Annotated in this window: 26 protein-coding genes and 2 pseudogenes; 21 read left to right on the top strand and 7 right to left on the bottom strand. The window is 57.9% G+C overall.

Annotation, left to right across the window (positions count from 1 at the left end; genetic code table 11):
- Positions 1 to 2 precede the first annotated feature (2 nt).
- Genes ACD578_RS19095 through ACD578_RS19085 form a run of 3 tightly spaced genes read left to right on the top strand, consistent with a single transcriptional unit; the run spans position 3 to position 3,233 of the window.
- Positions 3 to 1,259 (top strand): chemotaxis protein MotC, encoded by a 1,257-nt coding sequence (locus ACD578_RS19095; RefSeq protein WP_404287554.1) that lies wholly within the window; start codon positions 3 to 5, stop codon positions 1,257 to 1,259.
- Positions 1,260 to 1,315: 56 nt separating this feature from the next.
- On the top strand, positions 1,316 to 2,665 hold the full coding sequence (locus tag ACD578_RS19090) for a flagellar hook-length control protein FliK (protein ID WP_404287552.1): 1,350 nt from the start codon (positions 1,316 to 1,318) through the stop codon (positions 2,663 to 2,665).
- Positions 2,646 to 3,233, top strand: coding sequence for a transglycosylase SLT domain-containing protein (locus tag ACD578_RS19085; protein ID WP_162003287.1), 588 nt, complete (start codon positions 2,646 to 2,648; stop codon positions 3,231 to 3,233). Before ACD578_RS19090 ends, ACD578_RS19085 begins: the two co-directional genes overlap by 20 nt.
- Positions 3,234 to 3,978: 745 nt before the next feature.
- Here ACD578_RS19085 and ACD578_RS19080 read toward each other — a convergent pair.
- From ACD578_RS19080 to motA, 7 genes and pseudogenes are all read right to left on the bottom strand, one after another.
- Positions 3,979 to 4,482, bottom strand: coding sequence for a hypothetical protein (locus ACD578_RS19080; protein WP_404287550.1), 504 nt, complete (start codon positions 4,480 to 4,482; stop codon positions 3,979 to 3,981).
- Complete coding sequence (flhB, locus tag ACD578_RS19075; RefSeq protein ID WP_152715527.1) at positions 4,479 to 5,543, bottom strand: flagellar biosynthesis protein FlhB; 1,065 nt, start codon at positions 5,541 to 5,543, stop codon at positions 4,479 to 4,481. The genes ACD578_RS19080 and flhB overlap by 4 nt, the downstream gene beginning before the upstream one ends.
- Positions 5,544 to 5,560: 17 nt before the next feature.
- Positions 5,561 to 6,570: pseudogene (locus ACD578_RS19070) on the bottom strand (flagellar motor switch protein FliG).
- Positions 6,571 to 6,602: 32 nt separating this feature from the next.
- Positions 6,603 to 6,968, bottom strand: coding sequence for a flagellar motor switch protein FliN (fliN, locus tag ACD578_RS19065; RefSeq protein ID WP_244627436.1), 366 nt, complete (start codon positions 6,966 to 6,968; stop codon positions 6,603 to 6,605).
- A gap of 11 nt (positions 6,969 to 6,979) precedes the next feature.
- On the bottom strand, positions 6,980 to 7,294 hold the full coding sequence (locus tag ACD578_RS19060; RefSeq protein WP_404287546.1) for a hypothetical protein: 315 nt from the start codon (positions 7,292 to 7,294) through the stop codon (positions 6,980 to 6,982).
- Complete coding sequence (locus tag ACD578_RS19055; RefSeq protein WP_404287544.1) at positions 7,275 to 8,207, bottom strand: flagellar motor switch protein FliM; 933 nt, start codon at positions 8,205 to 8,207, stop codon at positions 7,275 to 7,277. The genes ACD578_RS19060 and ACD578_RS19055 overlap by 20 nt, the downstream gene beginning before the upstream one ends.
- Positions 8,207 to 9,088, bottom strand: a complete 882-nt coding sequence (motA, locus tag ACD578_RS19050) for a flagellar motor stator protein MotA (RefSeq protein ID WP_404287542.1) — start codon at positions 9,086 to 9,088, stop codon at positions 8,207 to 8,209. Before motA ends, ACD578_RS19055 begins: the two co-directional genes overlap by 1 nt.
- 203 nt (positions 9,089 to 9,291) lie before the next feature.
- On the opposite strand from motA, the gene flgF reads away from it, so the two are divergent.
- The 18 genes and pseudogenes from flgF (at position 9,292) to ACD578_RS18960 (ending at position 23,806) form a co-directional block, all read left to right on the top strand.
- On the top strand, positions 9,292 to 10,017 hold the full coding sequence (flgF, locus tag ACD578_RS19045; RefSeq protein ID WP_404287540.1) for a flagellar basal-body rod protein FlgF: 726 nt from the start codon (positions 9,292 to 9,294) through the stop codon (positions 10,015 to 10,017).
- A gap of 8 nt (positions 10,018 to 10,025) precedes the next feature.
- On the top strand, positions 10,026 to 11,348 hold the full coding sequence (gene fliI, locus ACD578_RS19040; protein ID WP_404287538.1) for a flagellar protein export ATPase FliI: 1,323 nt from the start codon (positions 10,026 to 10,028) through the stop codon (positions 11,346 to 11,348).
- 96 nt (positions 11,349 to 11,444) lie between these two features.
- Positions 11,445 to 12,644, top strand: a complete 1,200-nt coding sequence (locus tag ACD578_RS19035) for a flagellar hook protein FlgE (RefSeq protein ID WP_404287536.1) — start codon at positions 11,445 to 11,447, stop codon at positions 12,642 to 12,644.
- Positions 12,645 to 12,675: 31 nt separating this feature from the next.
- Entirely contained in the window at positions 12,676 to 14,133 is a 1,458-nt protein-coding gene (gene flgK / locus ACD578_RS19030; RefSeq protein ID WP_404287534.1) for a flagellar hook-associated protein FlgK, read from the top strand.
- A 3-nt stretch (positions 14,134 to 14,136) separates the two neighbouring features.
- Entirely contained in the window at positions 14,137 to 15,186 is a 1,050-nt protein-coding gene (locus tag ACD578_RS19025; RefSeq protein WP_404287532.1) for a flagellar hook-associated family protein, read from the top strand.
- Positions 15,187 to 15,202: 16 nt separating this feature from the next.
- Positions 15,203 to 15,550 (top strand): flagellar biosynthesis regulator FlaF, encoded by a 348-nt coding sequence (gene flaF / locus ACD578_RS19020; RefSeq protein WP_404287530.1) that lies wholly within the window; start codon positions 15,203 to 15,205, stop codon positions 15,548 to 15,550.
- On the top strand, positions 15,547 to 15,969 hold the full coding sequence (gene flbT, locus ACD578_RS19015; protein WP_404287528.1) for a flagellar biosynthesis repressor FlbT: 423 nt from the start codon (positions 15,547 to 15,549) through the stop codon (positions 15,967 to 15,969). Before flaF ends, flbT begins: the two co-directional genes overlap by 4 nt.
- Positions 15,970 to 15,984: 15 nt before the next feature.
- The gene (gene flgD, locus ACD578_RS19010) at positions 15,985 to 16,380 is read left to right on the top strand and encodes a flagellar hook assembly protein FlgD (RefSeq protein ID WP_404293948.1); all 396 of its coding nucleotides are present in this window, start codon (positions 15,985 to 15,987) and stop codon (positions 16,378 to 16,380) included.
- 2 nt (positions 16,381 to 16,382) lie between these two features.
- A complete protein-coding gene (locus ACD578_RS19005; protein WP_404287526.1) occupies positions 16,383 to 16,649 on the top strand; it encodes a flagellar biosynthetic protein FliQ in 267 nt (88 codons plus the stop codon).
- A gap of 122 nt (positions 16,650 to 16,771) precedes the next feature.
- Positions 16,772 to 18,848, top strand: a pseudogene (gene flhA, locus ACD578_RS19000) (flagellar biosynthesis protein FlhA).
- Positions 18,845 to 19,600, top strand: a complete 756-nt coding sequence (gene fliR / locus ACD578_RS18995) for a flagellar biosynthesis protein FliR (protein WP_404287524.1) — start codon at positions 18,845 to 18,847, stop codon at positions 19,598 to 19,600. Before flhA ends, fliR begins: the two are co-directional and overlap by 4 nt.
- 5 nt (positions 19,601 to 19,605) lie before the next feature.
- Positions 19,606 to 20,004 carry a hypothetical protein gene (locus ACD578_RS18990; protein WP_404287522.1) on the top strand — a complete coding sequence of 133 codons (399 nt, stop codon included), beginning with the start codon at positions 19,606 to 19,608 and terminating at the stop codon, positions 20,002 to 20,004.
- A 50-nt stretch (positions 20,005 to 20,054) separates the two neighbouring features.
- On the top strand, positions 20,055 to 20,552 hold the full coding sequence (locus tag ACD578_RS18985) for a rod-binding protein (protein WP_404287520.1): 498 nt from the start codon (positions 20,055 to 20,057) through the stop codon (positions 20,550 to 20,552).
- 56 nt (positions 20,553 to 20,608) lie between these two features.
- On the top strand, positions 20,609 to 20,956 hold the full coding sequence (locus tag ACD578_RS18980; protein ID WP_404287518.1) for a hypothetical protein: 348 nt from the start codon (positions 20,609 to 20,611) through the stop codon (positions 20,954 to 20,956).
- A complete protein-coding gene (locus ACD578_RS18975; protein ID WP_404287516.1) occupies positions 20,953 to 21,402 on the top strand; it encodes a hypothetical protein in 450 nt (149 codons plus the stop codon). The genes ACD578_RS18980 and ACD578_RS18975 overlap by 4 nt, the downstream gene beginning before the upstream one ends.
- A 52-nt stretch (positions 21,403 to 21,454) precedes the next feature.
- The gene (locus ACD578_RS18970; protein ID WP_404287514.1) at positions 21,455 to 21,838 is read left to right on the top strand and encodes a PleD family two-component system response regulator; all 384 of its coding nucleotides are present in this window, start codon (positions 21,455 to 21,457) and stop codon (positions 21,836 to 21,838) included.
- A 4-nt stretch (positions 21,839 to 21,842) separates the two neighbouring features.
- Positions 21,843 to 22,958: a chemotaxis response regulator protein-glutamate methylesterase gene (locus ACD578_RS18965; protein ID WP_404287512.1), complete on the top strand. Its 1,116-nt coding sequence runs from the start codon at positions 21,843 to 21,845 to the stop codon at positions 22,956 to 22,958.
- Positions 22,955 to 23,806: a CheR family methyltransferase gene (locus tag ACD578_RS18960; RefSeq protein WP_404287510.1), complete on the top strand. Its 852-nt coding sequence runs from the start codon at positions 22,955 to 22,957 to the stop codon at positions 23,804 to 23,806. Before ACD578_RS18965 ends, ACD578_RS18960 begins: the two co-directional genes overlap by 4 nt.
- Positions 23,807 to 23,952 lie beyond the last annotated feature (146 nt).

Genomic DNA, 23,952 nt, shown 5'->3' with positions numbered 1-23,952 from the left:
TGATGAAAGGTCTTTCATTGTCGCTCATTGCGATTTCTTTGCTCCTTGTTGCGGAAGCGGCGATGGCCGAGAGTACGCCGCCTTCACAGGAAACTGTAGAGCAGAACGCTCAGCCCGCCACAGTTCCTAGCCCTGTTCAACTCGTGCGAACGTTGCATCTGATGCAGGACCAGATTGCAATCGGGTCCACCGAGGCTCATATCGGGCAGCGTGGCCTACTGGGGATCCTGGACGACAGGTTCATGGATCTGGAGCCGGAGACCTGGCAGACGAGCAAGAATTCCCGAGCCGCGGTCTCCTTCGTCCTCAGTGGCGGTAATCCAGGGATCCTGAGAAGGCTTCTGGAATTAGGCTCCTCGGTCATCGCAGAGATTGACCGGCCATTGATCGAAGGCGCACTGGCCTATGTCGAGGGTAGGGAGGAGGCTGCGCAGAATTCGCTCGCATCCTTGGACCCTCGCTCCCTTCCTCCTACTCTGGGAGCCCAGTTGGCTTTGGTTCAATCGGCTCTCGTCGTGCGGAAGGATGCTGCGAAATCAGACGAGTTGCTGGACTTCGTCCGACTTCAGGCGCCTGGCACCCTTCTTGAAGAGGCAGCCTTGCGCAGGCAGGTCTTCGTGGCGAGCCAGACCAACAATATGAAAAAGTTCCAGACGCTCGCCACTGACTATCTGCGACGCTATCGTCATTCGATCTACTCCGGCAACTTCAGGCAGAGGCTGGCCTCCGCGCTGACGCGAATTGACTTCGGGAAGGAGTCCTCGCGGTTTGAAGGCCTCGTGGCGATGATGTCCGAGCTTGAGCTGGATGCAAGGCGCGATCTTTACCTTTTGGCAGCACGTTCATCGATTGAACAGGGGTTCACCACATCGGCCCGATTGTTGGCCGACAAGGCTCAGGAGCTGGTGGGATCAGACAGGATGAGCGCCGCAAGAGCAAAGCTCTACCGCGCGGCATCGTTGATCACATCGCCTCAGGCCATCGATGATGCCGTCAACGATCTTCGCAGTCTCGACCGGACCGTTCTTGCGGCGAGCGATCTGGGCTTGCTGGATTCCGCTCTCGCAATGGCGGGCCAGATACGTAAAATGCCCGAGATTCAGTCGCAGCAGGTCGCTGAAGCGAGAACGAAGTCGGCCAAGGTCGTAGCCGAGCGACCGATGGACGTTTCCGCTCCTGCGCAAGGGCTGGAACAGCTTCAGGCGCTATCCAAAGCACGTGACGCCCTCAGTCGCGTCGACAAGTTGATTAAGAATTAGGCGTATACAAGCCGATGAGCCGATTAGATCTTCTGTCACAGACAACGCCGAGGCTTGTGGACACCCCGTCGCGCAACGCATCTCTGAATCCAGACGCCCAGGAGAGCAGTGGAAACGCTGCCTCGTCCGACTTCGGGTCACTCCTGGACGGCTTTTCAGGAAAGTCGCAGAAGGAAGGTGTAGGGGCATCTCAGCAGAAAACAAACATTCTAGACAACGAAGCGAACAAGGCATATCTGGAGTCGGATGCCGCCGATGGCGATGCGCTGCAGGCTCTCCTGCCTGAGGTGCCGCCGAGTGACAATTCTGCAGGTACGTCAGCTCTCCAATCCGGAAGCCCTGCGTTCTCAATTCTCGAGAATCTCCTCCCTCGCATTCTGGCGCGAACCGCTAATGCTGGCGATGCCGATGCTGCACAATCGAGCGCATCTCTTGCATCAGCCCATCTGTCCATGCCGCCGCAGGATGTGGGCGAGCTAAGTCCAGCAAATTCTGGATTGGGATCCAAGCTTGCAGTGTCGGTTCAAAACCAGGAAACGCATTTCAGACCCATCGTTGAAGGACTAAGCAGCGCTCCAACGGAATTGGGCACGGCGGTTTACAACGAAGATGCAAGCGCGGCATCTGAAAATCTGCTTACCGGGAAAATCAAGGGCGTTGGGGTGAAGGGCCTGCAGCCACCTGCCGGCGAGGGATTAGCTCACGCCTCGACCTATATGGCTGTCGAAGCAGATGTCGCAGGAAGGGGCGAAGAACAGGGAACTGTAAAAGACGTTTCTTCGGACCGTATTTCCAATCGCTCAGAGATGCAAAAGCTGTCGACGATCGCCGGGTCGAAAGCGGAAATCGCTTCTCTCCCTCCTTCAACACTCCAGCATCTCGCGAAGTCCATCATCGATGATGTCAAGGGGGTGCCTGAGCCTCAGCAGCCATCCTTTCAGCATGATGGTTTGAATCGGGTAGCCACTGCGAGAGCATCGGCTGGCGTTCTCAGAGTTTTGGATCTCCAGCTGAAGCCGGCGGAGCTCGGCCTCCTGACGATCAGGATGCGGCTTGCCGGCGACAGTATTGAAATGGAAATCCAGGCTCAAAGTGAGGATACAGCCGAACTCCTGCGGAACGATGCGGAAAAGCTGACCAGTCTCCTCCGGGTATCTGGTTATCGTCCCGATGTGATTAACATTCAATCCACTGAAGCTGCCTCTCATGACCGCTCCTCATTCCAACGTCCACAGCAGGGAAATCAGGCGCAGAGCCAGTCCTTCGAGCAAGGTGCGGCAGCGGGTCAGGGAAACTCCTCCCGCAACCAGGGTGACCGTTATGGCAGAGGCGGATCGGACATCCACAAGGATGGTAGTGAAGGATTGCCTTCTGGCGGTAGCCATTATGGCGGGATCTACCTTTAGCAGCTGGATCTCGACCCCGGCCCTGGCCCAGTCTCCAGCGGGCCAATGCGAACGAGAGATGATGCGAGCCTCGTCCAAGTATGGAGTGCCGTTAGGCATGCTCTATTCCGTCGGTCTTACCGAAACGGGACGACGCGGCAGCCTGCAACCCTATGCCATGAACGTCGAAGGAAAGGCCGTGTTCTCGAACAGCGCGGCTGAGGCGATACAGCGTTTTGAGGAAGCTAGCAGAGGCGGCGCGAGGCTCATAGACCTTGGCTGCATGCAGATCAACCATCTTTATCATCGTGAAAACTTTTCATCGCTGGAAGGCATGCTGAATCCGCGCACCAATGTGGAATATGCCGCGAGATTCCTGAGGGAGCTGAAGGCGCGTCACGAGACTTGGACGATGGCCGTGGCACGCTATCACGCGGGGCCGAACAACGATCCCGCCCAAAAGCGTTACGTCTGCCGCGTAATCGCCAACATGGTTGCAACTGGGTTTGGCCAGTGGACGCCAGGAGCTCGGACCTTCTGCGCGGACGCTCCGGGCCTGAGCAGTGGACAGACGGCCTCAGACGGCTGAAGCCGTGACACTTACCGTGACATCCTGACTTCCGACCCGGATCCGTTCAGCGTTCCGGCGAGTGCCGCTTCCGCTCCCGACAAGCGGGCAACCAGCTGACCGCGCGAGAAAAGGATCACTTGGTTCTCGCGGAAGCTCCATCCATTAACGCTTCGCAGGACCTCATGCGCACATCCTTGCGTTGAGGCTCTGTAGAGATCCAGCGATGGAACGCTCGAGAGCTGCACTTTGCAGGAGGACGCACCAACCCTGGCATTCCAGGTTCCTGAATAGGAAGAAGCGCGTTGGGGCGCCGTGAAAACGCCTGCAGGGCTCGATTGGGCACTGGCAGAGGCTGGGCCCGTCGCAAGCGAGGGGCGCTCAGGCGCGACCGGCGTCGGTGTCGCCAGGATAACCGGCTCAGGAGGATCCATGGAGCCGACGTCCCGAGCCGTGGTGGCAGGACCAATATCTGCTTCAAGATAGATTTCGCGACGTCTTTCAGGTCGAGCGACGTCGAATTCGACCGTATCGACCGGGATTGCGACAGGTTCACCGACCCCATATTGGGGCGATCCGGAAAGCTGTCGACCCCATGGTGCGGAATACTCCGGGTAGTTCCTGCGAACATACCCCGGACCCCACGGCCCTTGATTGTATAAGGTGTCGGTCGAATTGCAGGCCGAAATCGTGGCTGCCACCGTGACCAAGCTTATCGCTTTTAAGATTTTATATTGCATCAGATGAGTCTGTGACCGGCCGGTGCTCAATGGCGGACGGATCCGGCAAGACAGTAGGATGATTTGAACCGGGCCGGGAGCGGCCTCAAGCGGGCGGACGAGAGAATCCTTTCAAAGGAAGACGGGTTGAAATCGCCCCTGCGGAACGTCGCATCAAGAAGAACTTCGCTGATTTTGACGCCAATGTAATAGTTGCCGAAGATGAGCTGGAAGAAAACCGTGACGGAATCGTGCACGAATTCCATGTCGAGAACGACACACGAGGACTCCCCGCGCCCAGTGCTGACTTGGGCGACATGGCCGTAAGACAGCGTCTCGCCTTTGAAATAGAGTTCGGCAGACGACGTCACCATCTCGTCCATATTGCCGTGCAGCTGATTGTCGGCATAGGAGCGGATAATCTCAGCATCCGTGAGGCAAAAATCGGCGATTACATCCTTGATATTGCACGCCAATACTTCTTCGAAGGCTTGAATATCCCAATGCTCTCTCAACGGAGCAGCAACTTCGACGGCGCGAAGGCTTCTCATTTAGACCTCGTGAGGATGTAGAACAGGATCTGAGCGACGGCTTTATAGAAATCGGGCGGAATCACCCGATCGACTTCAACATGATCGTACATGGATCTTGCCAGAGGCTTGTCCTCGATCACGGGAATGCCGCTTTTTTCGGCAATCTCACGGATCTTCAACGCGATGAGATCCTTGCCCTTGGCGACGACGATCGGGGCGTTCGCCTCACTACGTTCATATCGCATGGCAATGGCAAAGTGGGTCGGATTGGCGATCACGAAGGTTGCCTTGGGAACCGCAGCCAGCATTCGCTTGCGGCTTCGATCCTGAGCCAAGGAGCGCATCCGCGCCTTGACCATCGGATCGCCTTCCATTTGCTTATACTCTTCCTTAACTTCCTGCTTAGTCATCATCAGATCGCTGCGCCATTTGAAACGGGCCCAGAGCAGATCAGCCGCAACGAGGACGATCGTCGCGATGGCAATGGCGGAGACAAGACGCATGGCCATGGTCAACATCAGCTCCGGAAGGAGGGAGGGATCAGTGAGCATGGCATTCAGAACCTTGTATTGCTCCGACTTCAGAAGCAGGAGACTGACGAGAGTCATCGTTCCGAACTTGAACAATGACTTTGAAAATTCCACTAACCCCTGCCGGCCGAAGATCCGGTTCCAGCCGCTCAAGGGTGAAATTCTGTTCCATTGCGGTCTGATCCGCTCGGAGACAACAGACGGTACATTCTGAAATATCGATGCAGCCAAGCTGCAAGCTGCCAGAATAGCGATCGTCGGGATGAGGAATTGTCCGACCTCAAGGGCCACTGCCTGGATCAGGGCGGCCGCGTCCGACCCGGATTCCAATCGAAAATCCTGCGGGCGGTTGACAAAGAGTGACAGCTTTTCCGTCAGGCTCTTGGTAGCGCCGCGTGCGGCGAATGTCAGAACGAGAAGAATTCCCAAAATAGAAGCGAACAAGGGTGCCTCTCTCGAGAAGGGAATATTGCCCTTCTCGATGGCATCGCGAACCTTCTTATCGGAAGGCGCTTCTGTTTTGCTGTCTTTATCGTCCGTATCAGACATGATCCAAGGTTCGGCTGCTAGAAGTAAGCTTCGTCCTCGGTCTCTGAGTTGATGACGATCTCTCCTCGACCAGCCATCTCCAGCGCGAGATCCGTAATGGTTCGTCTAGCCTCCGCGATGTCGCGGTGGGCGGACGGTTCCTTGCTGTTGAGTTCATGCTCGATCATGCGACGAACGCGTGATGAGAGAGCAGAGAGGACAACTTTGCGGAACTCGTCATTTGTACCCTTCAGAGCCAGAACAACGCGATCTGGCGGCACCTGGTCGAAGAGGGTTGTACGGTCTCTCGGCGTCAGCTTCACGATATCGTCGAAAGTGAAGAGCAGGCCCCTCAGAATTTCCGCCGATTTCGGACGAACGGATGAGAGGCTGCTCAGCACATCCTCCATGTGATCCCGCTCCATCTTATTGATGATGTCCGCAATCTTGGCGTGCGTGTCAGATCCTGCATTTTTCGAGAAGTTCGCCATGAAGTCCTCATGCAATGTCTTCTCGATGTTCTTCATTGTCTCATCGACGATGGGCTTCATGCTCAGCATGCGTCGCATGAGGTTGTTCCGTAGAGGCTGCGGCAACTGCGTCATGACCTTCGCGGCGCAAGATGGCTTTACTTTCGATAGAATGAGAGCAGCAGTCTGCGGATGCTCCTTCATGAGATAGGAGGCAATCGCACTTTCACTGACGGTCGATATGCGCTCCCATATGCTTTTGTTAGCGCTCCCGACAACTTCGCTCATGATATTGGCGATCTGCTCCGGGCTCAAAATTCCCGTCAGCAGTTTCTCGATATGGGCCGCGCCGCCGACCAAGTCCGCTCCGTCAGAGAAATTCGATGCGAACTCCTCAACTAATTGCTCGATCTGGGTCGGGGAGACAGGCCCAAGTTGAGCAGCGGATTTGGTGACAAGGCGAATCTCCTCCTCGCTAAAGTGCTTGAGGATCCTGCTCGCAGCAGGCTTTCCCATAGCAAAAGGAGTGTTGCGACGCGCTCAGGTCCTTTCAGAACCTTCGTGCCGTTCGCCTTCATGGGGACGTGAGCGACCATGTCGTAAAACCAACTTAGCCGTTAATATCGTTGGTAGGAGGACCGACAATTTCGGTCAGTGAGATGCCAAATCGAGAGTTGTCGTCTTCGACGACAACGACCTCACCGCGGGCGATGATACGTCCATTCACGACGACATCAACAGGCTCGCCCACCCTGTGATCGAGCGGGACGATCGCGCCGCGCCCGAGCTTCATCAGGTTGGCAACGGGCATCGTCGCCGAGCCGAGGACAACCTGGATTGTGACAGGAATACGCAGGATCGAGTCGAGGTTCTTCCCTCCACCCAGTCTGTCGTCGTGCTGTGCGGAACTCTCGAATGCATTTTCCTGCTGCCACACGGCCTTGTCCTGGGGTTTTGGTTCGAAAGGATTCGTCATGGGAATTGACCTTATGAGTTAGATGTGCCGGAGCGTGACTGCACTTGCAGGCGGGCCTCTCGAGTGAGGTGCTCAAGTCGTTCGGCGACTGCCTGGGCTTCCTCGATGCGCTGACTGAGAAGGACGATGGTCTCCTTTCCCTCTGTGCCGAAGTTCGTCACTGCGCTCTGAGCAGCAACCAGTGCAGCTCCAGTTTTATCGAATATTTGTTGGTACTCGGCATGGTAGTGATCAAGCTTCTTGAGCTTCCGGTACATCACAGCGACCATGATGCTGGTCGTCACAAGCGCGAGGAAGAGAATAGCGTTAGCGAGGGAGGACATCATCCAGAAACTCTTTTTCCTGATCGATAAGTTCATCGACCTTCAGAACATAGGAGCCCTCCGACTGCCCGATATGGCACCAGAAAAGACCTTGCTGATTACTTTCAAGCTTGACGCGACTGCGAGGGGTTGCCTGCAGCTCGATGACATCCCCGATCTTGAGGTCCGCAATCTCGCCAAGTGAGAGGTATCGCTCCTCGAGAACGGCCTTGAGAGTCACCTCGGTCTTCTTCACCTCGGTGGCGATCTGCTTCATCCATCGTGGGTCGCGGCCCGACGATTCGCCGGTCACCACGTGGGAGAGAGCCTTCCGCATCGGGTTGAGAACCGATTGCGGAATGATGACGAACATTTCGCCGCCGCGGTTGAGCGCCTGGAGGAGGAATTTCGCTGCGATAGCCTGGTTGTTCCGCCGTCCAATGATGGCGAAGTCCATGCGGGTCTCAATGCGTTCGAGCTTGAACTTCGTATCGACAACGAGTGAAAAGGAAGCCTGAAGAGCTTTTGCGACCTGCTCGAAGAGCGTTTGAGCCATCCTGAGCTCGATGCTCGAGAAACCCCGCGCTTCCTCCACCGGCGGTTCTGAGCCGTCGGAGCCAAAGAGCACCTCCACCATCGTGTAGATGAAGTCACGGTCGAAGCCAATCAGGATATGGCTGTCCCACTCCGGGGCATGAAAGATTCCCGCGACGGCGTTTGCCTCGTACATCTCCAGGATTTCGGTGACGCGACCGCTCTCAAGTCCGCTGAGCGAGTAGTACATGGGTGAGGCCGCCATGTGACGCAGGTGCTCGGCGCAGCTCGTCGACATACGGTCGAAAATCACGTGGAGCATCGGCAGGCGATCGAGGGAGAGGCCTGCCGCGTCGAGAAGCATGTCGCGAATATCGTTGGCGCTTTGTGCTCCGCTCATCATTACGCAGCCTCTTTCAGGTCTTCGGAACGGCCGCCCGTCGTCGTCGCGGTTTCAACCTCGTCGATGGTCGGGCGATACTCCACGGAGATGCCCTTGCGGCCATGTTCCACGGCGATCTGCGGGAGAGCGCCGTTCATGTAGGCGATAAAAGCCTGCTTGACGATGACATAGACGCGGGTCTGTTTCTCGCGAGTCGCCTTCACCTTGTTCGCAAGCGGCGACAGGAAGGCATAGGAGATGAAGATGCCGCCGAAGGTTCCGACAAGCGCCGAGGCGATCAGCCCGCCCAGGATGGTGGGCGATTGATCGATGGCGCCGAGAGCCTTCACGATGCCCAGAACGGCTGCCACGATGCCGAGGGCGGGAAGCGCCTCCGATACGGTATTGATGGAGTAATAGGGCTTCAGGCGGTCGCGCTTGAGGGTCGCGATCTCTTCCTCCATGAGAGCTTCGATCTCATGGGGGCGCGCATTGCCGATGATGATCAGCCGCGCATAGTCGCAGATGAAGAGCGTGAGATCCTTGTCCTTGAGAACGCTTGGAAAAGCCTTGAAGATCTCTGATTCTTCCGGCTGGTCGATATGCCCTTCCACCTCGTTTCGCGGCTTGTTCTTCAATTCCCGCATGAGAGCATAGAGAAGGCCCAGGATCGAAAGATAATGATCTCTCTTGGGCACAGCCCCAGAGATCGCCTCACGCGCAGCCCGGCCCGTGTCCTTCACCAGGGGCATGGGGTTTGCGATGATGAATGTACCGATCGCGATGCCGCAGATGATCACGTATTCCCAAGGCTGCCAAATAACAGCCAGATGACCGCCCATGGCGACATAGCCGCTCACAAGCGAGCCAATGGCGACTGCCAGTCCGATCAAAACGCCCAAAGCTGTGGTCCTTTTGTGAAAGTCCAACCCGTTGAGGATGTCTTAAGCGCGGAGGCTTGCGCGAAGCTGGAAACGAGGGAGCAAGCCTCGTGCAAGGCTGTTCGCTTACGTCTCGGGCCAGGTTCATGCGGCAGACAGATGCCGCGCCATCAGGGTTGGTCTCACGAAGCCACCCTCATGAGAGCAAAGGCCGGAGCTCCTCGATGCAATCTTCGCTTTATGTGGCGTTATCCGCCCAGGTGGCCATGGAAAAGCGCCTCAATACGATAGCAAACAACGTTGCAAACATGAATACGGGCGGTTTTCGTGCGGACGAGGTGAAGTTCGAGGAAATTCTCTCGCTCGCGGCCAAGGAGAATGTGTCCTTCGCCTCCTCCGGGCAAAACTTCGTGTCACGGCGGACCGGCCCGATCGTCAAGACCGACAACCCGCTTGATGTTGCCATTCAGGGGGAGGCTTGGTTCGCGTTCAACGGCCCCAATGGAGCGGTCTACACTCGAGATGGCCGGTTCAAGATGAACGAGAACGGCGATCTTCTGACCGTCGAAGGCTATCAGGTTCTTGACGCCGGCGGTGCACCCATCGCGCTCGATCCTATGGCGGGTTCCCCAACCGTCGGCCGTGACGGAACGATCATGCAGGGAGCCAACCAGGTTGGAGCAATCGGTATCTTCAACTTGAGAAATGACAGCAGGCTCAGTCGCTTCGGAAATTCCGGCGTCATGTCCAGCATTCCGGGTGAAGTCGTTCAGGACTTCAACTCCACCGGAGTTCAACAGGGCTACAGCGAAGGATCGAACGTCAATCCCGTTCTGGAGATGACGAAGATGATCGCGGTCCAAAGAAATTTCGATAGCGCCGCGACGACGATCCAGGAGAGCGAATCGACCCTCATGGACGCCATCCGGACCCTTGGCCCCAGTTCTTGATGGCAGCCATGAATGCTCTCCAAAAGCTCGAAGAGTTCGTTCTGACCGAAGGTGTCGGGCGTCGGAAGATCCAGATCAGCGGAACCATTCGCGAAGTGAATCCCAGCTATTATCGGGTTGCTGGATTGTCACAGTTCGTGAGGCTCGGGGACCGAGTGGGCTTCGCAGCTCAGGGAAAGACGCAGATCGGAGAAGTCGTTCGCATCGATGACGGCGGCATTACCATAAAACCCTTCAACGGCCGCATCGAGGCCGGTATTGGAACGCCTGCCTTCATTGTGGGCGATACGGGCTTGAGCCCCGACCACAGCTGGCGAGGACGGGTCATCAACGCTCTTGGCGAGCCACTGGACGACTTAGGATCTCTCGTGCCGGGCCACAAGCCGGTACAGAACGATGCCGAGCCTCCGTCCGCCATGACGAGGGCAAGGGTCACGACGCCTCTGAAAACGGGCGTTAAAGCCATCGATCTGTTCACGCCGATCTGCCAAGGGCAGCGCATCGGCATTTTCGCGGGCTCGGGCGTCGGCAAGTCCACGCTGCTGACGATGCTTGCCAAGTGCGAAGGCTTTGAGACGATCGTTGTCGCGCTGGTGGGAGAGCGCGGTCGCGAGGTGCGGGAATTCCTGGAAGGGCCCATTCAGGCGAACCTGCATAAGTCGGTCATGGTGGTGTCCACCGGGGACGAGAGCCCGATGATGCGGCGTCAGGCTCCGCGGACGGCAGTGGCCTTGGCCGAATACTTCCGCGATTGTGGTGATTCGGTCCTGCTCATCGTGGATTCCGTGACACGCTATGCTCACGCCGCGCGCGACGTAGCCTTGGCGGCCGGAGAGCCTGCCGTTGCCCGTGGCTATACGCCAAGCGTTTTCAGCGACCTGCCTCGACTGCTGGAAAGGGCGGGTCCCGGAGCAGAGGGAAAAGGTTCGATCACCGGCATATTCTCGGTCCTCATCGACGGCGACGATCATAACGATCCTGTCGCTGACAATATTCGCGGAACGCTCGATGGTCACATCGTTCTGGATCGCTCCATCGCAGATCAGGGACGATATCCGGCCATCAATGTCCTGGGATCGATCTCGCGTCTGGCCGATCATGTCTGGTCGCCGGACCAGAAGGAGCTCGTGCGTCGCCTTCGCGGGTTGATCGCCCGCTTCGAGGATACGCGGGATCTCAGGCTCATGGGCGGCTATCACCCTGGCAATGATCAGGAGCTCGACCAGGCTGTCGTTCTTGTCCCGAAGATCTACGAAGCGCTTCGGCAAGATCCATCCATGCCGGCCAGTCGCGATGCCTTCATGGATCTGGCGCAGGCCCTCAAGCAATAGAATTGTTCACGTCTCGCAGCATCAGCCCTGGATCGGAATACAGCTTCGCACAAGCGTCATGGTGTTAGGTCCAGTTTGAAACCGTAGGAGCTTTAGATGAGTCTTTATGGCGTTCTTCGTAGTGGCGTTTCTGGTATGAACGCCCAGTCGAACAAGTTGGGTACCGTCGCCGAGAACATCCAGAACTCGAGCACGAATGGGTACAAGCGAGCTTCGACGGAGTTCTCATCCCTTATTCTTCCTTCAAGCGAAGGCAACTATAACTCCGGCTCCGTCACCAGCAGGGTTCGCTATACGATCGCGGATCAGGGTCCCATTGCTTACACGACATCCGCGTCGGATCTGGCGATCTCCGGTAATGGCTTCTTCGTGGTGAGTGACCCTAGCGGATCTCCCTACCTGACTCGCGCTGGCAACTTCGTCAAAGATGGGCGGACAGGCAACCTCGTGAATGCCTCCGGCTTCACCCTGATGGGCTACAAGCTTGGAGCGGGAGCCGTTAATCCCTCCTTGAACAGCCTCGATGGCGTCGAGCCTGTCAACATGGCGTCCTTTGCCATGCAGGCAACGGGGTCGACGAAGGGGACCTTCAAGGGCAATCTGCCAGACGGTCAAGCAGTCGTCGCATTACCGGCCGTCAGCAAGCAATCCTCGCTCCAGGTCTATGATAAGGTCGGTAATCCGATCAAAATCGACATTTCTCTGTCGAAGATCAGCGATACGCAATGGAGCATCAAGGTCGCTAATGGAACGAGTGCTGATCCGCTGACCGGAACGACATCGATGACTCTGACCTTCGACGCGGATGGCCAATTGACTGGTCCATCTGTGCTGAGCTTTGGCATTCCTGGAGGTGAACCGTTCGCCCTCGATATGGTAGGCATGACGCAGTTGGCGGGCGAGTACAATGTCACAGGCGAGGCCAACGGCAACGCCCCGTCCGCAGTGAAGGACGTCGAGTTTGCCGCAGATGGCACGGTCTATGCGGTCTATGAGGATGGAACCCGTGTCGGGGCCTATCGCATTCCGCTGGCAAACGTGTCGAGCCCGGACAACCTGAGCCCCCGCGCAGGCAATGTCTACGAGACGACGGCGAGTTCCGGTGGATACCAGGTTGGCTTCCCGGAAATGTCCGGCTTCGGCTCCATCGCGTCCGGTGCTCTCGAAGGATCGAACGTCGATATCGGCACCGAACTGACTGCGATGATCGAGGCTCAGACCAGCTATACGGCGAACTCGAAGGTCTTCCAGACCGGGTCGGAGCTGCTCGACGTTCTGATGAACCTGAAGCGGTAACCCTTTCCTTTTACTCAAGGGTCATTGATCCATGTCTTTGTCAGTAGCCTACAATACGGCGCGCTCATCGTTGCAGGCATCGCAATCGCAGATGGCGGTCGTGTCACGCAACACGTCCGGGGCTTCCGACCCGAACTATTCGCGCAAGATCGCTGCCCTCACGACGACGGGCGGGTATGCTCGCATCACGGTTCTCCGGGCCAGCGATCAGGCGCTTCTGACGAAGATGCTGGAAACAACCTCCGATTCTGCGACGCAGAAGGCGCTGCTCGAAGGATTGCAGAAGCTCAGTCAGACCGTAGGCGATACGGAACTGGATCAATCGGCCGCGGCAAGGGTCGGCGCGCTGAACGGCGCGCTGCTGCAATATGCCAACGCGCCCGATAATCCAGTCCTGGCACAGGCATTCGTCAAGGCTGCTACGGATCTGGCGGATACTCTGAACCGGGCCACTGCCACAATCCAGTCCGTTCGCCTGGAGGCAGACGGGGGAATGGCTGGATCAGTTGCCCGGATCAACGATCTTCTTTCCAAATTCGAGAAGGCAAACCAGCAGATCATGAGCGGTTCCGCTCTTGGAGCCGATGTCAGCGACGCCATGGACACACGCGATGGCCTGATCGCACAGTTGTCCGAGGAGATCGGGATTACGGTCGTGCCCCGCGCCGGTAATGACATTGCGCTGTACACGGATAGCGGGGTGCCGCTGTTCGAGCGTACGGCACGGCCCGTGACCTTCAGTCCGACGACGGTTTACGGTCCGGCCACAACAGGTGGAGACGTCCTCATCGATGGGATCCGCGTGACAGGGCCGGGGGCGCTCATGCCCCTGAACTCCGGGAATCTTGTCGGATTGGCGCGGTTGCGGGACGATGTCGCGGTTACCTACCAGACACAGCTCGATGAACTCGCCCGCGGACTGATCCAGACCTTCGCCGAGAGCGATCAGAGCGGCGCGGGAAAACCCGACAAGCCCGGGGCCTTCACCTTCGCTGGCGCCACGAGTGTTCCCGCGATGCCCGCCTCTGCAGGCCTTGCCGGCTTGATCCGGGTCAATGATGCCATCGATCCGACAAAGGGCGGCAAGTTCGAGACTATCCGCGACGGCGGCATCAACGGCACCGATTATGCTTACAACCCTGATGGCAGCGCCTCATTCTCCGAGCGGCTTTATGCCTTAGCGGAGGGCATGGTCGCTCAGCGCCCATTCGATCCGACTTTGGGCTTTGGGCCGACCGCTTCCTTGCAGAGTTTCGCCTCTCTGTCTGGGAGTTGGCTGGAAGCCACGCGCCAGAGCGCAAGCCAGAGCGTCGATTATCAGACGACGCTCCTCGGACATGCGTCTGAAGCGCTCTCGAATGCGACTGATGTCAACATGGACGATGAGACCGCGCTCATGCTGCAGTTGGAGAAATCCTATTCGGCATCGGCCAAACTGCTGTCGGTCATCGACCAAATGCTCAAAACCCTTCTCAGCGTCGTAGGCTAAACCATGAGAACGACTTTCGTCTCAACAATGTCCCTTTGGAGCTCATCCAAGGCGTCCCTGGATAAGCTCCAGGCCAATCTGGTGAAGGCCAACAAGGAACTCGTCTCCGGTCGCGAGGCCGATGTCGGGCTGAAGCTCGGCTACAAGACGGGGACCACGTTGTCCCTGCGCCAGGATCGAGCCGAGCTCGATGCTCTGACCGACAGCAATGCATCGGCTCTCCTGCGGATTAAATCCACAACCAAGGCGCTCGATCAAATTAGAACCACGGCGGACAAGCTGATGGACGCTCTGATCGCGACGCCGATGTCTCAAGCAAGCGTTGGAACGATCGGGTACCAAGCCAAAACCAATCTTGATGGCTTGATATCCGCCCTTAATACCACTGCCGGAGGCCAATTCATCTTCGGGGGCCTGAATTCTCAGGAAAAACCGCTCAACAGCTATGCGGGCGGAGCTCCGAAAGCCGCTGTCGATGCTGCTTTCACGGCAGGGCCGCCTGTCGGATTTGGCTTTGATCAGAACGCAGCGGGCGTATCGGCGATCACCCCACTTCAGATGGAAGCGTTCCTGGACGGCCCTTTTGCAGACCTTTTCAAGGGGACCAACTGGCAAAACTGGTCGAATGCGTCGAGCGAGAACATCCAGAGCCGGATCTCTCCGCAAGAGAAACTCGAGGCATCTGCCAATGCTAACGACGAGGCAATCCAGAAATTGGCGATGGCCTATACGATGGTCTTCGATCTCGGCCTCAGTAAGCTCAATGACGCGACGAGAGGAGTTCTGGTCAATAAGGCTTTCGAAACCTTCTCGGGTGCCATCATAGGCTTGACGGGCATGCAGGCGAAGCTGGGAACCGTACAGGAGAAAATCGAGCAGGCAGGTGAGAGAATGAGCCTGCAGAAAGATATCCTGGACGAGAAGATCACGCACCTGGAAGCAGTTGATCCTGCTGAAGCAAAGATCAGGATCGATCAGCTGTCGACGCAGCTTCAAACATCTTATTCTTTGACGGCCCAACTCAAAAATTTGAGTCTGATCAACTTCATCTGATTGCCGGAGTTCAGTAATGTATCGCTTTTCCTACGCTGAAGTTATCGAAGACTCTTCCAGAGACCTCCGTCAACGCGAATTCGAACTCTTTGACCGCGCCATTCACATGATGAAGGCGGCCGAGGGGATGCCTGCGCAATCCCCTGAAATGATCGATGCGATCGTTTTCGTCCAACGGCTTTGGACCTTCCTGATCAAGGACCTGGGGCACCCAGATAACGGGTTTCCCGACCAGCTGAAAGGTCAGCTCATTTCCATCGGGCTCTGGGTGATGCGCGAATCGGATCGTGTGGTTCGTGGTGAGCAGAAGAGCCTTGAAGCGCTAATCGATATCAATGCCATGATCCAGGAGGGTCTGAAATGAAAGCCAAAATGCGATTCTCCCTCAAGGCCGGCGAGCGCATCTTTATCAATGGAGCCGTTCTGACCGTCAGTCAGAAGGTGACGTTGAGCCTCCTGAACGAAGCACGCTTCCTCCTTGAGAGCCATGTCCTCCAGGTCACGGAGGCGACGACCCCGATGCGTCAGCTCTATTTCGTCGTGCAGTCCCTACTGATCAATCCGCAGGAAGCGGGCAAGGTCATGGAGGCGTTCCGCAAGCTGCATGGCGCCTTGGTCCAAGTCATCACCGATGAAGGGATGAAGGACACGCTGGGCAAGGTCGGCGACCTTGTGGAAGCCGACCGCACCTTCGAGGCGCTGAAGGCCATCCGAACCCTGTTCGAGCCAATTGAGGCTCATCAATCCGCACCAGCGGAGCCCGCCGCAGTTCAAGCGGCATAATCCAGGAGCCTCATGATGAACGTCTCCTCTGTCTCCAGCACTTTTACGACTCAACGAGCCGCCGCAACTGAGACGTCGTCGACCGCGACCTACGACAACTTCCTGAAGCTGTTGATGACGCAGATGAAGAACCAGGACCCGACCGAGCCGATGAAATCGACTGATTACATGGCTCAGCTTGCGACCTTCTCCCAGGTCGAGCAGACCGTTAAGAGCAATTCCAAGCTTGATGCGCTGCTTTCTTCGTCGACATGGGCACAGGCCGACAGCGTCATCGGCCGCACGGTTTCGACCGCTGACGGCAAGATCTCGGGCGAGGTATTGTCCGTCACGATCGCCAGCGACGGTGCAGTCGCCAAGCTCAAGGGCGGGGAACAGATTCTTCTCGGTCCCGGCATCATTGTGAGCTGACAATGAATGAAATCGATGCCCTCGAGCTTGTACGGGCAGCCATTTGGACCGTCATCATTGCTGCAGGACCTGCGGTCGCGGCAGCAATGATCATCGGTATCGTCATCGCCCTGATTCAGGCACTGACGCAGATCCAAGAGGTCACTCTCACATTTATCCCGAAGATCATCGCCATTCTGGTGGTGGCCCTCGTGACCGGGTCTTTCGTCGGATCGCAGATCTTCGCCTTCACCGAATTGGTCTATGGAAAGATCGTAACTGGGTTCTAGATTGCCGGCGCTCGAGCTGCATGCGGAGTGAGGGACGGCACCTTAAGGTGGCTTTGCGACCCTCGCGCAAGCTTCATGGTCCATGTGTCAGTCTCACGTTCATTCGTTGAGCTGGCAGGCACATGGAAGCAACTGAAGTTACAGCCCAGGGGCGCGGCAGGGATCTGGCATTTGCTGGCGTTGTGGTCGGCATCCTTGCCATTCTCTTTCTCCCGATTCCGCCGCTTGCGATCGACATGGGGCTCGCCTTCTCGGTGGCGCTGTCCGTCCTGATCCTGATGGTGGCGCTCTGGATTCAGAAGCCCCTTGATTTCTCCGCTTTCCCCACTGTCCTCCTTATCGCAACTCTGTTGCGCCTCGCGCTCAGTATTGCCTCGACCCGTCTCATCCTGTCAGACGGCCATAAGGGCGTCGATGCCGCCGGCCATGTGATCAGCGGCTTTTCTCAATTTGTGATGAGCGGCGATTTCGTTATCGGCATCGTCGTCTTCATCATCCTGATCACCGTCAACTTCCTGGTCATCACCAAGGGTGCGACCCGTATCGCCGAGGTGGGCGCCCGGTTTACGCTCGATGCCATTCCCGGTAAGCAGATGGCCATCGATGCCGATCTGTCCGCGGGTCTGATCGACGAGAAGGAGGCCCAGAAGAGGCGGCGCGAGCTTGAAGAGGAAAGCGCCTTCTTCGGATCCATGGACGGTGCCTCCAAATTCGTCCGCGGCGAGGCCGTCGCGAGCTTGATCACGATCGCCGTCAACATTTTCGGCGGCATCATCATCGGCGTCACGCGCCACGGCATGCCTCTGTCCAAGGCTGCCGATGTCTTTACTCAGCTTTCCGTTGGCGACGGCTTGGTCAGCCAGATCCCAGCCCTCGTCGTCTCGCTGGCAGCCGGACTTCTGGTGTCGAAGGGAGGAACACGGGGGCAGGCGCAGAAGGCCGTGCTCGATCAGCTCGGAGCCTACCCGAGAGCCCTGACGGTCGCCTCGGCCCTGATGTTCGTCTTTGCCATTGTGCCGGGCCTGCCGATGATCCCATTTCTCCTGCTCGGCGGCGGTATGGGCTTCATCGCTTACTCCATTCCCAAGCACAGAGCCGACCAGGAGACTCAGGCCCAGGCCAAGCTTGCGCAGGAACAGCAGAAGAATCTCGTGGAATCGCGAGACTCGGTCAAGGAATCCCTGAAGCTCGCCGAGATTGAACTTTGTCTCGGCAAGCATCTGGCCTCGCATCTTGCGAGTTCGCATGGAGATCTGGCGCACCGCGTGGGCAAGATGCGCAAGAAATTCGCCCAGGATTACGGTTTCGTTCTGCCGGACGTGAAGCTCTCGGACAGTCTCATGATTCCGCCGAAGAGCTATCAGATCAAAATCCACGGTACCGTTGTGGCGACGCAGGAAATCCGCCCAGGCGATCTCCTCATCGTGCTCGGCGATGGTCCGATGCCCGATGTGCCGGGGGATGAGGTGCGGGAGCCGGCCTTCGGCATGAAGGCCCTGTGGGTTTCGGACGTCTACTTGAACGAAATCAAGCGACAGGGCTTCACCGCGGTCGATGGGGCGTCGGTCCTCCTCACGCATCTGAGCGAAGTGATCCGCAACAACCTGCCTCAGCTTCTGTCCTACAAAGATGTCCGAAATCTCCTGGATGGCCTCGATTCCGAGTACAAGCGACTGCTTGATGATATCTGCCCCTCGCAGATTTCCTATTCCGGTCTTCAATCGGTATTGAAGCTCCTGTTGGCCGAGCGGGTATCCATCCGCAATTTGAGCCTGATTCTTGAGGCGATCGCCGAGATTGCTCCCCATGCGCGTCGGGCCGAGCAACTGGTGGAGCATGTGCGGGTTCGGATTGCCCAGCAGATCTGCGGCGATCTCGCGGAAGGGGGGGGCTCTGAATGTGCTGAGGCTCGGCAACAGATGGGATATCGCATTCCATCAGAGCCTGAAGCGAGATGCAAAGGGCGACGTCGTCGAGTTCGACATCGATCCGCGTCTCGTCGAACAGTTCGGAGCCGAGGCTTCCGACGCCATCAAGACCCGCATGGGTCAGGTTCATACCTTCGCCATCGTGACGGCGCCGGATGCTCGCCCCTATGTGCGCATGATCATCGAGCGCATGTTCTCCTCCCTGCCTGTTCTGTCGCATCTGGAAATCGCCCGGGGAGTTGAGGTCAACTCACTTGGTACGGTCTCGTGAACCAGGTAACCCCCGAGATCCTGCTGGGGATCTTCCTGATCTTCTGTCGGATCGGCGGGTGCCTGATGATCGCTCCGGGCTTTTCGAGCAACCGGATTCCGCTTCATGTGCGGCTCTTCATAGGGTTGGCCACCACTCTGGCGCTGGCACCGGTTCTTCTCGAAAAGGTTCAGTCCGGCATCACGTCCCAGGCTCCCGCGGCGGTTTTGGTTTATATCGTCTCGGAGTTGCTGACGGGCATCCTGATCGGCTTGCTGGGACGCGTTTATTTCCTGGCCCTGCAGACCATGTTGAGTGCCGTGGCGATGGCTCTGAGCCTCGGCGGCATGCCGGGAACGCCGATCGATGAAGCGGAGCCTCTCCCTCCGATCAGCTCCTTCATCATGATGGTGGCGACGGCTGTTCTCTTCCTGTCCGACCTTCATTGGGAACTGTTCCGGGGACTCATTGCCTCGTATTCACGGCTGCCTCTGGGGGAGGGGCTGGGCATGAGGCTCTCGCTGACGCAACTGGTCGACCAGATCGGCGTCGCTTTCGTTCTTGCCCTCAGGATCAGCAGCCCCTTCATCTTATATTCGGTTGTCGTCAACTTAGCGGTCGGACTGACAAACAAGCTCACGCCGCAGATCCCGGTCTATTTCCTGGCGACGCCTTTCATCATGCTCGGCGGATTGCTCATCATATACTTCGCAGCAAGCGACTATGTGCTCCTCTTCATGGAGGCTTTCTCAACCTGGCTTCGGGACGGGTAGGCTGGATGAGACAGAGAATCCGGAAGATCGACCGCATTTTTAAAGTGCAGCAGCACCTCCAGAAGGAGGCCGAGCTGAAGCTCGGCAATCTTGAGCGGGAAGCGTCCGAGCTCAAGGTCGCCCAAGAAACGCTCATTCAGACGATGAACGATCACGAGACGCTTCACGGCCTCTTCGTCGATGTCGCTGCTAAGCGCCTGCAAGGATTGGCATCTCAAGCCAGCGCCGTAGAGAAGGCAAAGGTGGTGCAGAAGGCCGTCACCATCGACAAGGCCATGCAGGCGAAGCGGACGGAGAAGATGTTGTCCGGCCTCAAGGATCAGGAGCGCCGGGAGATTGAGAAGAAGGATCTCGCTTCTATTCTCGAGTTGCTTGCAAAGGGCGAGAGCGCAAGCTTCCCGTAAGCTAGCCGAGTTACATGTTGTCTCAAGTATAGAAACTTGAGAGATGCGAGATGGCGATCAGCCCGCCCTCAGATATTGTCAACGACGTCGCAAGGGCAGCGGATCCTGCGCGCTATCAAGCCGCCACGCAGAAGCTTCTCGATGGCGCATCCGCCATGGAAGGCGCCAGCTTCGAGGATGCCGTAAAGTCGGTGGCAGGCCAGCCTCTGATGACGTCCGGCGCCGATGTCTATGCCTTGCGAAACTCGCTTCGTAACGATGCCGAGTTGACCAGTGCCGCCAAGACGAAGAAGGCCCATCAGGAATTCGAAGCCTATATTCTTCAGACATTTGTCGAGTCCATGCTCCCGAAGGATGCGGAGAACACCTACGGCAAGGGCAATGCCGGATCCATCTGGAAGTCCATGATGGCCGAGCAGATCGGAGCACAGATATCGCGAGTGGGCGGCATAGGCATTGCAAAGCAGCTTCTCGGCCCCCGGTCGAGTGGGCCCTCGGCAGATATCCTAGCTCCTCCGGCGTCGCCGTCCTTCTCCGGTAAGATCTGACCCCAAAAGATATGACGAGGATGGCGGCCGACCATCGCAAGAAAACAGGAAGCAACATGATGCTGATGAAGTCCCTCGATCGCCTTGAAGAAACTCTGGATATGGAAACGGCGGCTCTCATGGCGCGGGACCTGTCCAATCTTGAGGAGTTCAATCGGCGCAAGAGCCAATGCCTTCTTGAGATCAGCCGGATCGTACGGACGGCCGAGATCCATGCGCTTGATCGGAAGGCGACGAAGCGCCTCCAGGATCTCCAGGTCAAGATCGAGGCCAACCAGGACATTCTGCGGCGTCACATGCATGCCGTGCAGGAGGTCGCAGGCATCATCTCGAACGCGATCCAAAACGCGGAGTCCGACAGCACGTACTCGGCGCACATGAACAAGGCGAGCTTCGGCGCATGATGAAGAACGTCATGGCGGGCTTCTGGGTTTGCGCCGTCACGCTGGCATCCTGCTACGCGGCCGTGACCTGGACCGTCGGCAAGGCGCCCACGGAGGAGAAGGGGAACTACGAGGGGTTGCAGTATAAGAAGCTGCCTCCGATGAATATCCCGATCGTCGCGGAAGGGGCTGTGCAGGGTTATGTGATCGCGAATCTGGTCTTTACGGCGGACGCCAAGACCCTTCGCGAGATCTCCGTGCCTCCCGAGGCCTTCATCCAGGACGAAGTCTTTCGCTACGTCTACGCCGACGAGACGCTCGATTTCAAGAAGCTCTCTCGCTACAACGTCAACGGAATGATCGGCAATGTCCGAGAGAAGATCAACAAGCGGTTAGGTGCCGAGATCGTCAAAGAGATCTTGGTCGAGAATTTCAACTTCGTCGATAAATCCGACATCCGCTCCTAGTGCCGACATTCTATCTGAAGCGGCAGGGGCGATGGGGCCTGGGAAATTTTTTATGAGCTATTGCCTGATCATTGATGACTCCCGCGTGATCCGCAAGGTATCCCGCGAAATCGTCGAGAGCCTCGGCTTTCGAGTCTCCGAAGCCGAGAACGGGGAGGCGGGCTTGAAGGCCTGCCAAACCGAGATGCCGGACGTGATCCTCCTCGACTGGAACATGCCTGTCATGGACGGCTACAGCTTCCTCAAGGAGCTGCGCGGCACACCGGAGGGCCAAACTCCGAAGGTCGTCTTCTGCACGACGGAGAACGGCCTGGACCATATCACGCGCGCGCTGGAAGCGGGCGCGGACGAGTATGTCATGAAGCCTTTCGATAAGGGCATTCTCGCTGCCAAGCTCCAGGAGCTGGGTGTTCTTCCTGTATCGCATTCGGTGTGAGACGATGGCTTTATCTCCAATACCTCAGACAAGCCAGGCTCCCGGTCGCCTCACCCGCGTGATGATCGTGGATGACAGTGCCGTCATTCGCGGCATGATCGGCCGATGGCTGACGGAAGCGGGCGGTTTCGATATCGTGGCCACGGCCTCCAACGGCCGCATGGCAGTCGATGCGGCGGAACGCTCGAAGCCTGAGATCATCCTGCTCGATATCGAGATGCCGGAAGTCGACGGTCTTGCGGCTCTGCCGCTGATCCTGAAGGCGCATCCGGCGAGTAAGGTGATCGTGATCTCGACACTCACGCAGAGGAACGCCGAGATCTCCCTGAAATGCCTCTCGCTCGGCGCGGTCGATTATCTGGCGAAGCCGGAAAGCGCCCGCGCTGCAGGCGCAGCGGCGGATTTTCGCCGCGATCTCGTCGAGAAGCTGCGGGCGCTCAGTGAAACGAAAGTCCGTCCGCTGAGGACCCATACGGCACCGGCTCCGACCGTCGTCTCCTCGACCCCGCTACCGTCCGCAAGACTAGGTACCACGAAGCCCCAATGCCTGCTCATCGGATCGTCCACGGGCGGTCCGCGAGCCGTCGAGCGGGTACTCCTCGACATGAAGCCGGTGCTGGCGAATATCCCCGTGCTGATCGTTCAGCACATGCCGGCGATGTTCACCGCAGTGTTCGCGGAGCATCTGCAAACCCTGTTGTCGGTTCCGGCACGGGAGGCCAGGGATGGAGACGCTGTCGCTCCCGGAACGATTCTCGTCGCTCCCGGCGGGCGGCATATGGGCGTCGTATCCTCCGGAGGCAAGGCGACGATCCGGCTCAATGACGGGCCGCCCGAGAATTTCTGCCGCCCGGCTGTCGATGTCCTGTTCCGGGAGGCTGCCACGGTCTACGGCGCCTCGGCCCTTGCCGTGGTCCTGACCGGCATGGGCTCGGACGGCACGCATGGCGCGCGCTTCCTCACGAAGGCGGGCGCGACCGTGATCGCTCAGGACGAGGCGACGAGCATCGTCTGGGGCATGCCGGGCAGCGTCGTGAAGGCGGGCCTCGCCCATGAGGTCGTCCCCTTGGAATCAATCGGCCGCTCGTTGAAGGGCCTCATTACGGGATCTTCGAAATGACCGAAGCCGAATTCGAAGCCCTGCGCGTCTTTCTGAAGGCCCGGTCGGGCCTGGCGCTCTCTCCGGAGAAGCGCTATCTCGTCGAAAGCCGCCTGTCGTCCGTCTGCACGCGCTTCAAGCTCGAGAGCCTGTCCCACCTCGTCCGCGAGATCAGGACCAGCCGCTCGATCGCGCTCGAGAAGGCGACGATCGAAGCGATGACGACGAACGAGACCTTTTTCTTTCGGGACAAGTCGCCGTTCGATCTCTTCCAGGATGTCCTGCTTCCCAAGTATCTCAAGGAGCGGTCATCCAGCCGCAGGCTGCGGATCTGGTGCGCCGCGGCGTCGAGCGGTCAGGAGCCTTACTCGCTGGCGATGCTCCTGAAGGAGGCGTCCGCCCGTATGCCGGGCTGGCACATCGATATCGTCGCGTCTGACATTTCCACGGAAGTGCTGGAGAAGGCGAAGGCCGGTCTCTACAACCAGTTCGAGGTGCAGCGCGGATTGCCGATCCGGCTCCTCGTCAAGTACTTCGCCCAAATGGGAGACCAATGGCAGATTTCATCCGAGATCCGCTCCATGGTGGACTTCCGCTATCTCAACCTCCTCGACGATTTCAGCCGCCTGGGGCAGTTCGATATCGTCTATTGCCGCAACGTTCTGATCTACTTCGATGCGCCTCTCAAGGCCGATGTCCTGCGCAGGATCTCCAACATCATGGCGGCGGACGGCTCGCTCCTGCTCGGCGCATCAGAGACCGTGCTCGGCGTCACCGACGCGCTGACGCTCGATCCGGCTCATCGCGGTCTCTATTCGAAGACCGCGACGGCGAATGCGCCAAAGATGTTTGCGGTCGGAGCGCGCTAGGCCATCGGCACACGAACGATCCTCTTGTTCATCAGAAGCGCTCAGCCCCAGGGCTGAGCGTTTTGTCGTTCAGGCGGAGGGATGACTATAGTTAACAAACTGTAAACACAAAGTTTTTTACAAAAAGAAATGTCTTTCTGCTTGAC

Source organism: Microvirga sp. RSM25 (assembly GCF_044784385.1).
GTDB lineage: Bacteria > Pseudomonadota > Alphaproteobacteria > Rhizobiales > Beijerinckiaceae > Microvirga > Microvirga tunisiensis.
The sequence above is the reverse complement of the archived record's forward strand: the minus strand, read 5'-3'. Positions and strand labels throughout refer to the sequence as shown.

Bases quoted from the DNA above. Each gene is read 5' to 3' on its own strand.
- flaF (WP_404287530.1), top strand. From the start codon at position 15,203: ATGTATCGCTTTTCCTACGCTGAAGTTATCGAAGACTCTTCCAGAGAC.
- fliI (WP_404287538.1), top strand. From the start codon at position 10,026: ATGAATGCTCTCCAAAAGCTCGAAGAGTTCGTTCTGACCGAAGGTGTC.
- flhB (WP_152715527.1), bottom strand. From the start codon at position 5,543: ATGTCTGATACGGACGATAAAGACAGCAAAACAGAAGCGCCTTCCGAT.
- ACD578_RS18965 (WP_404287512.1), top strand. From the start codon at position 21,843: ATGGCTTTATCTCCAATACCTCAGACAAGCCAGGCTCCCGGTCGCCTC.
- flgD (WP_404293948.1), top strand. From the start codon at position 15,985: ATGAACGTCTCCTCTGTCTCCAGCACTTTTACGACTCAACGAGCCGCC.
- ACD578_RS19095 (WP_404287554.1), top strand. From the start codon at position 3: ATGAAAGGTCTTTCATTGTCGCTCATTGCGATTTCTTTGCTCCTTGTT.
- ACD578_RS18975 (WP_404287516.1), top strand. From the start codon at position 20,953: ATGATGAAGAACGTCATGGCGGGCTTCTGGGTTTGCGCCGTCACGCTG.
- fliN (WP_244627436.1), bottom strand. From the start codon at position 6,968: ATGACGAATCCTTTCGAACCAAAACCCCAGGACAAGGCCGTGTGGCAG.
- ACD578_RS19060 (WP_404287546.1), bottom strand. From the start codon at position 7,294: ATGATGTCCTCCCTCGCTAACGCTATTCTCTTCCTCGCGCTTGTGACG.
- ACD578_RS18960 (WP_404287510.1), top strand. From the start codon at position 22,955: ATGACCGAAGCCGAATTCGAAGCCCTGCGCGTCTTTCTGAAGGCCCGG.
- ACD578_RS19080 (WP_404287550.1), bottom strand. From the start codon at position 4,482: ATGAGAAGCCTTCGCGCCGTCGAAGTTGCTGCTCCGTTGAGAGAGCAT.
- flgF (WP_404287540.1), top strand. From the start codon at position 9,292: ATGCAATCTTCGCTTTATGTGGCGTTATCCGCCCAGGTGGCCATGGAA.
- ACD578_RS18980 (WP_404287518.1), top strand. From the start codon at position 20,609: ATGATGCTGATGAAGTCCCTCGATCGCCTTGAAGAAACTCTGGATATG.
- flbT (WP_404287528.1), top strand. From the start codon at position 15,547: ATGAAAGCCAAAATGCGATTCTCCCTCAAGGCCGGCGAGCGCATCTTT.
- ACD578_RS18970 (WP_404287514.1), top strand. From the start codon at position 21,455: ATGAGCTATTGCCTGATCATTGATGACTCCCGCGTGATCCGCAAGGTA.
- ACD578_RS18990 (WP_404287522.1), top strand. From the start codon at position 19,606: ATGAGACAGAGAATCCGGAAGATCGACCGCATTTTTAAAGTGCAGCAG.
- ACD578_RS19035 (WP_404287536.1), top strand. From the start codon at position 11,445: ATGAGTCTTTATGGCGTTCTTCGTAGTGGCGTTTCTGGTATGAACGCC.
- ACD578_RS19055 (WP_404287544.1), bottom strand. From the start codon at position 8,207: ATGATGAGCGGAGCACAAAGCGCCAACGATATTCGCGACATGCTTCTC.
- ACD578_RS19005 (WP_404287526.1), top strand. From the start codon at position 16,383: ATGAATGAAATCGATGCCCTCGAGCTTGTACGGGCAGCCATTTGGACC.
- ACD578_RS19025 (WP_404287532.1), top strand. From the start codon at position 14,137: ATGAGAACGACTTTCGTCTCAACAATGTCCCTTTGGAGCTCATCCAAG.
- ACD578_RS18985 (WP_404287520.1), top strand. From the start codon at position 20,055: ATGGCGATCAGCCCGCCCTCAGATATTGTCAACGACGTCGCAAGGGCA.
- ACD578_RS19085 (WP_162003287.1), top strand. From the start codon at position 2,646: ATGGCGGGATCTACCTTTAGCAGCTGGATCTCGACCCCGGCCCTGGCC.
- flgK (WP_404287534.1), top strand. From the start codon at position 12,676: ATGTCTTTGTCAGTAGCCTACAATACGGCGCGCTCATCGTTGCAGGCA.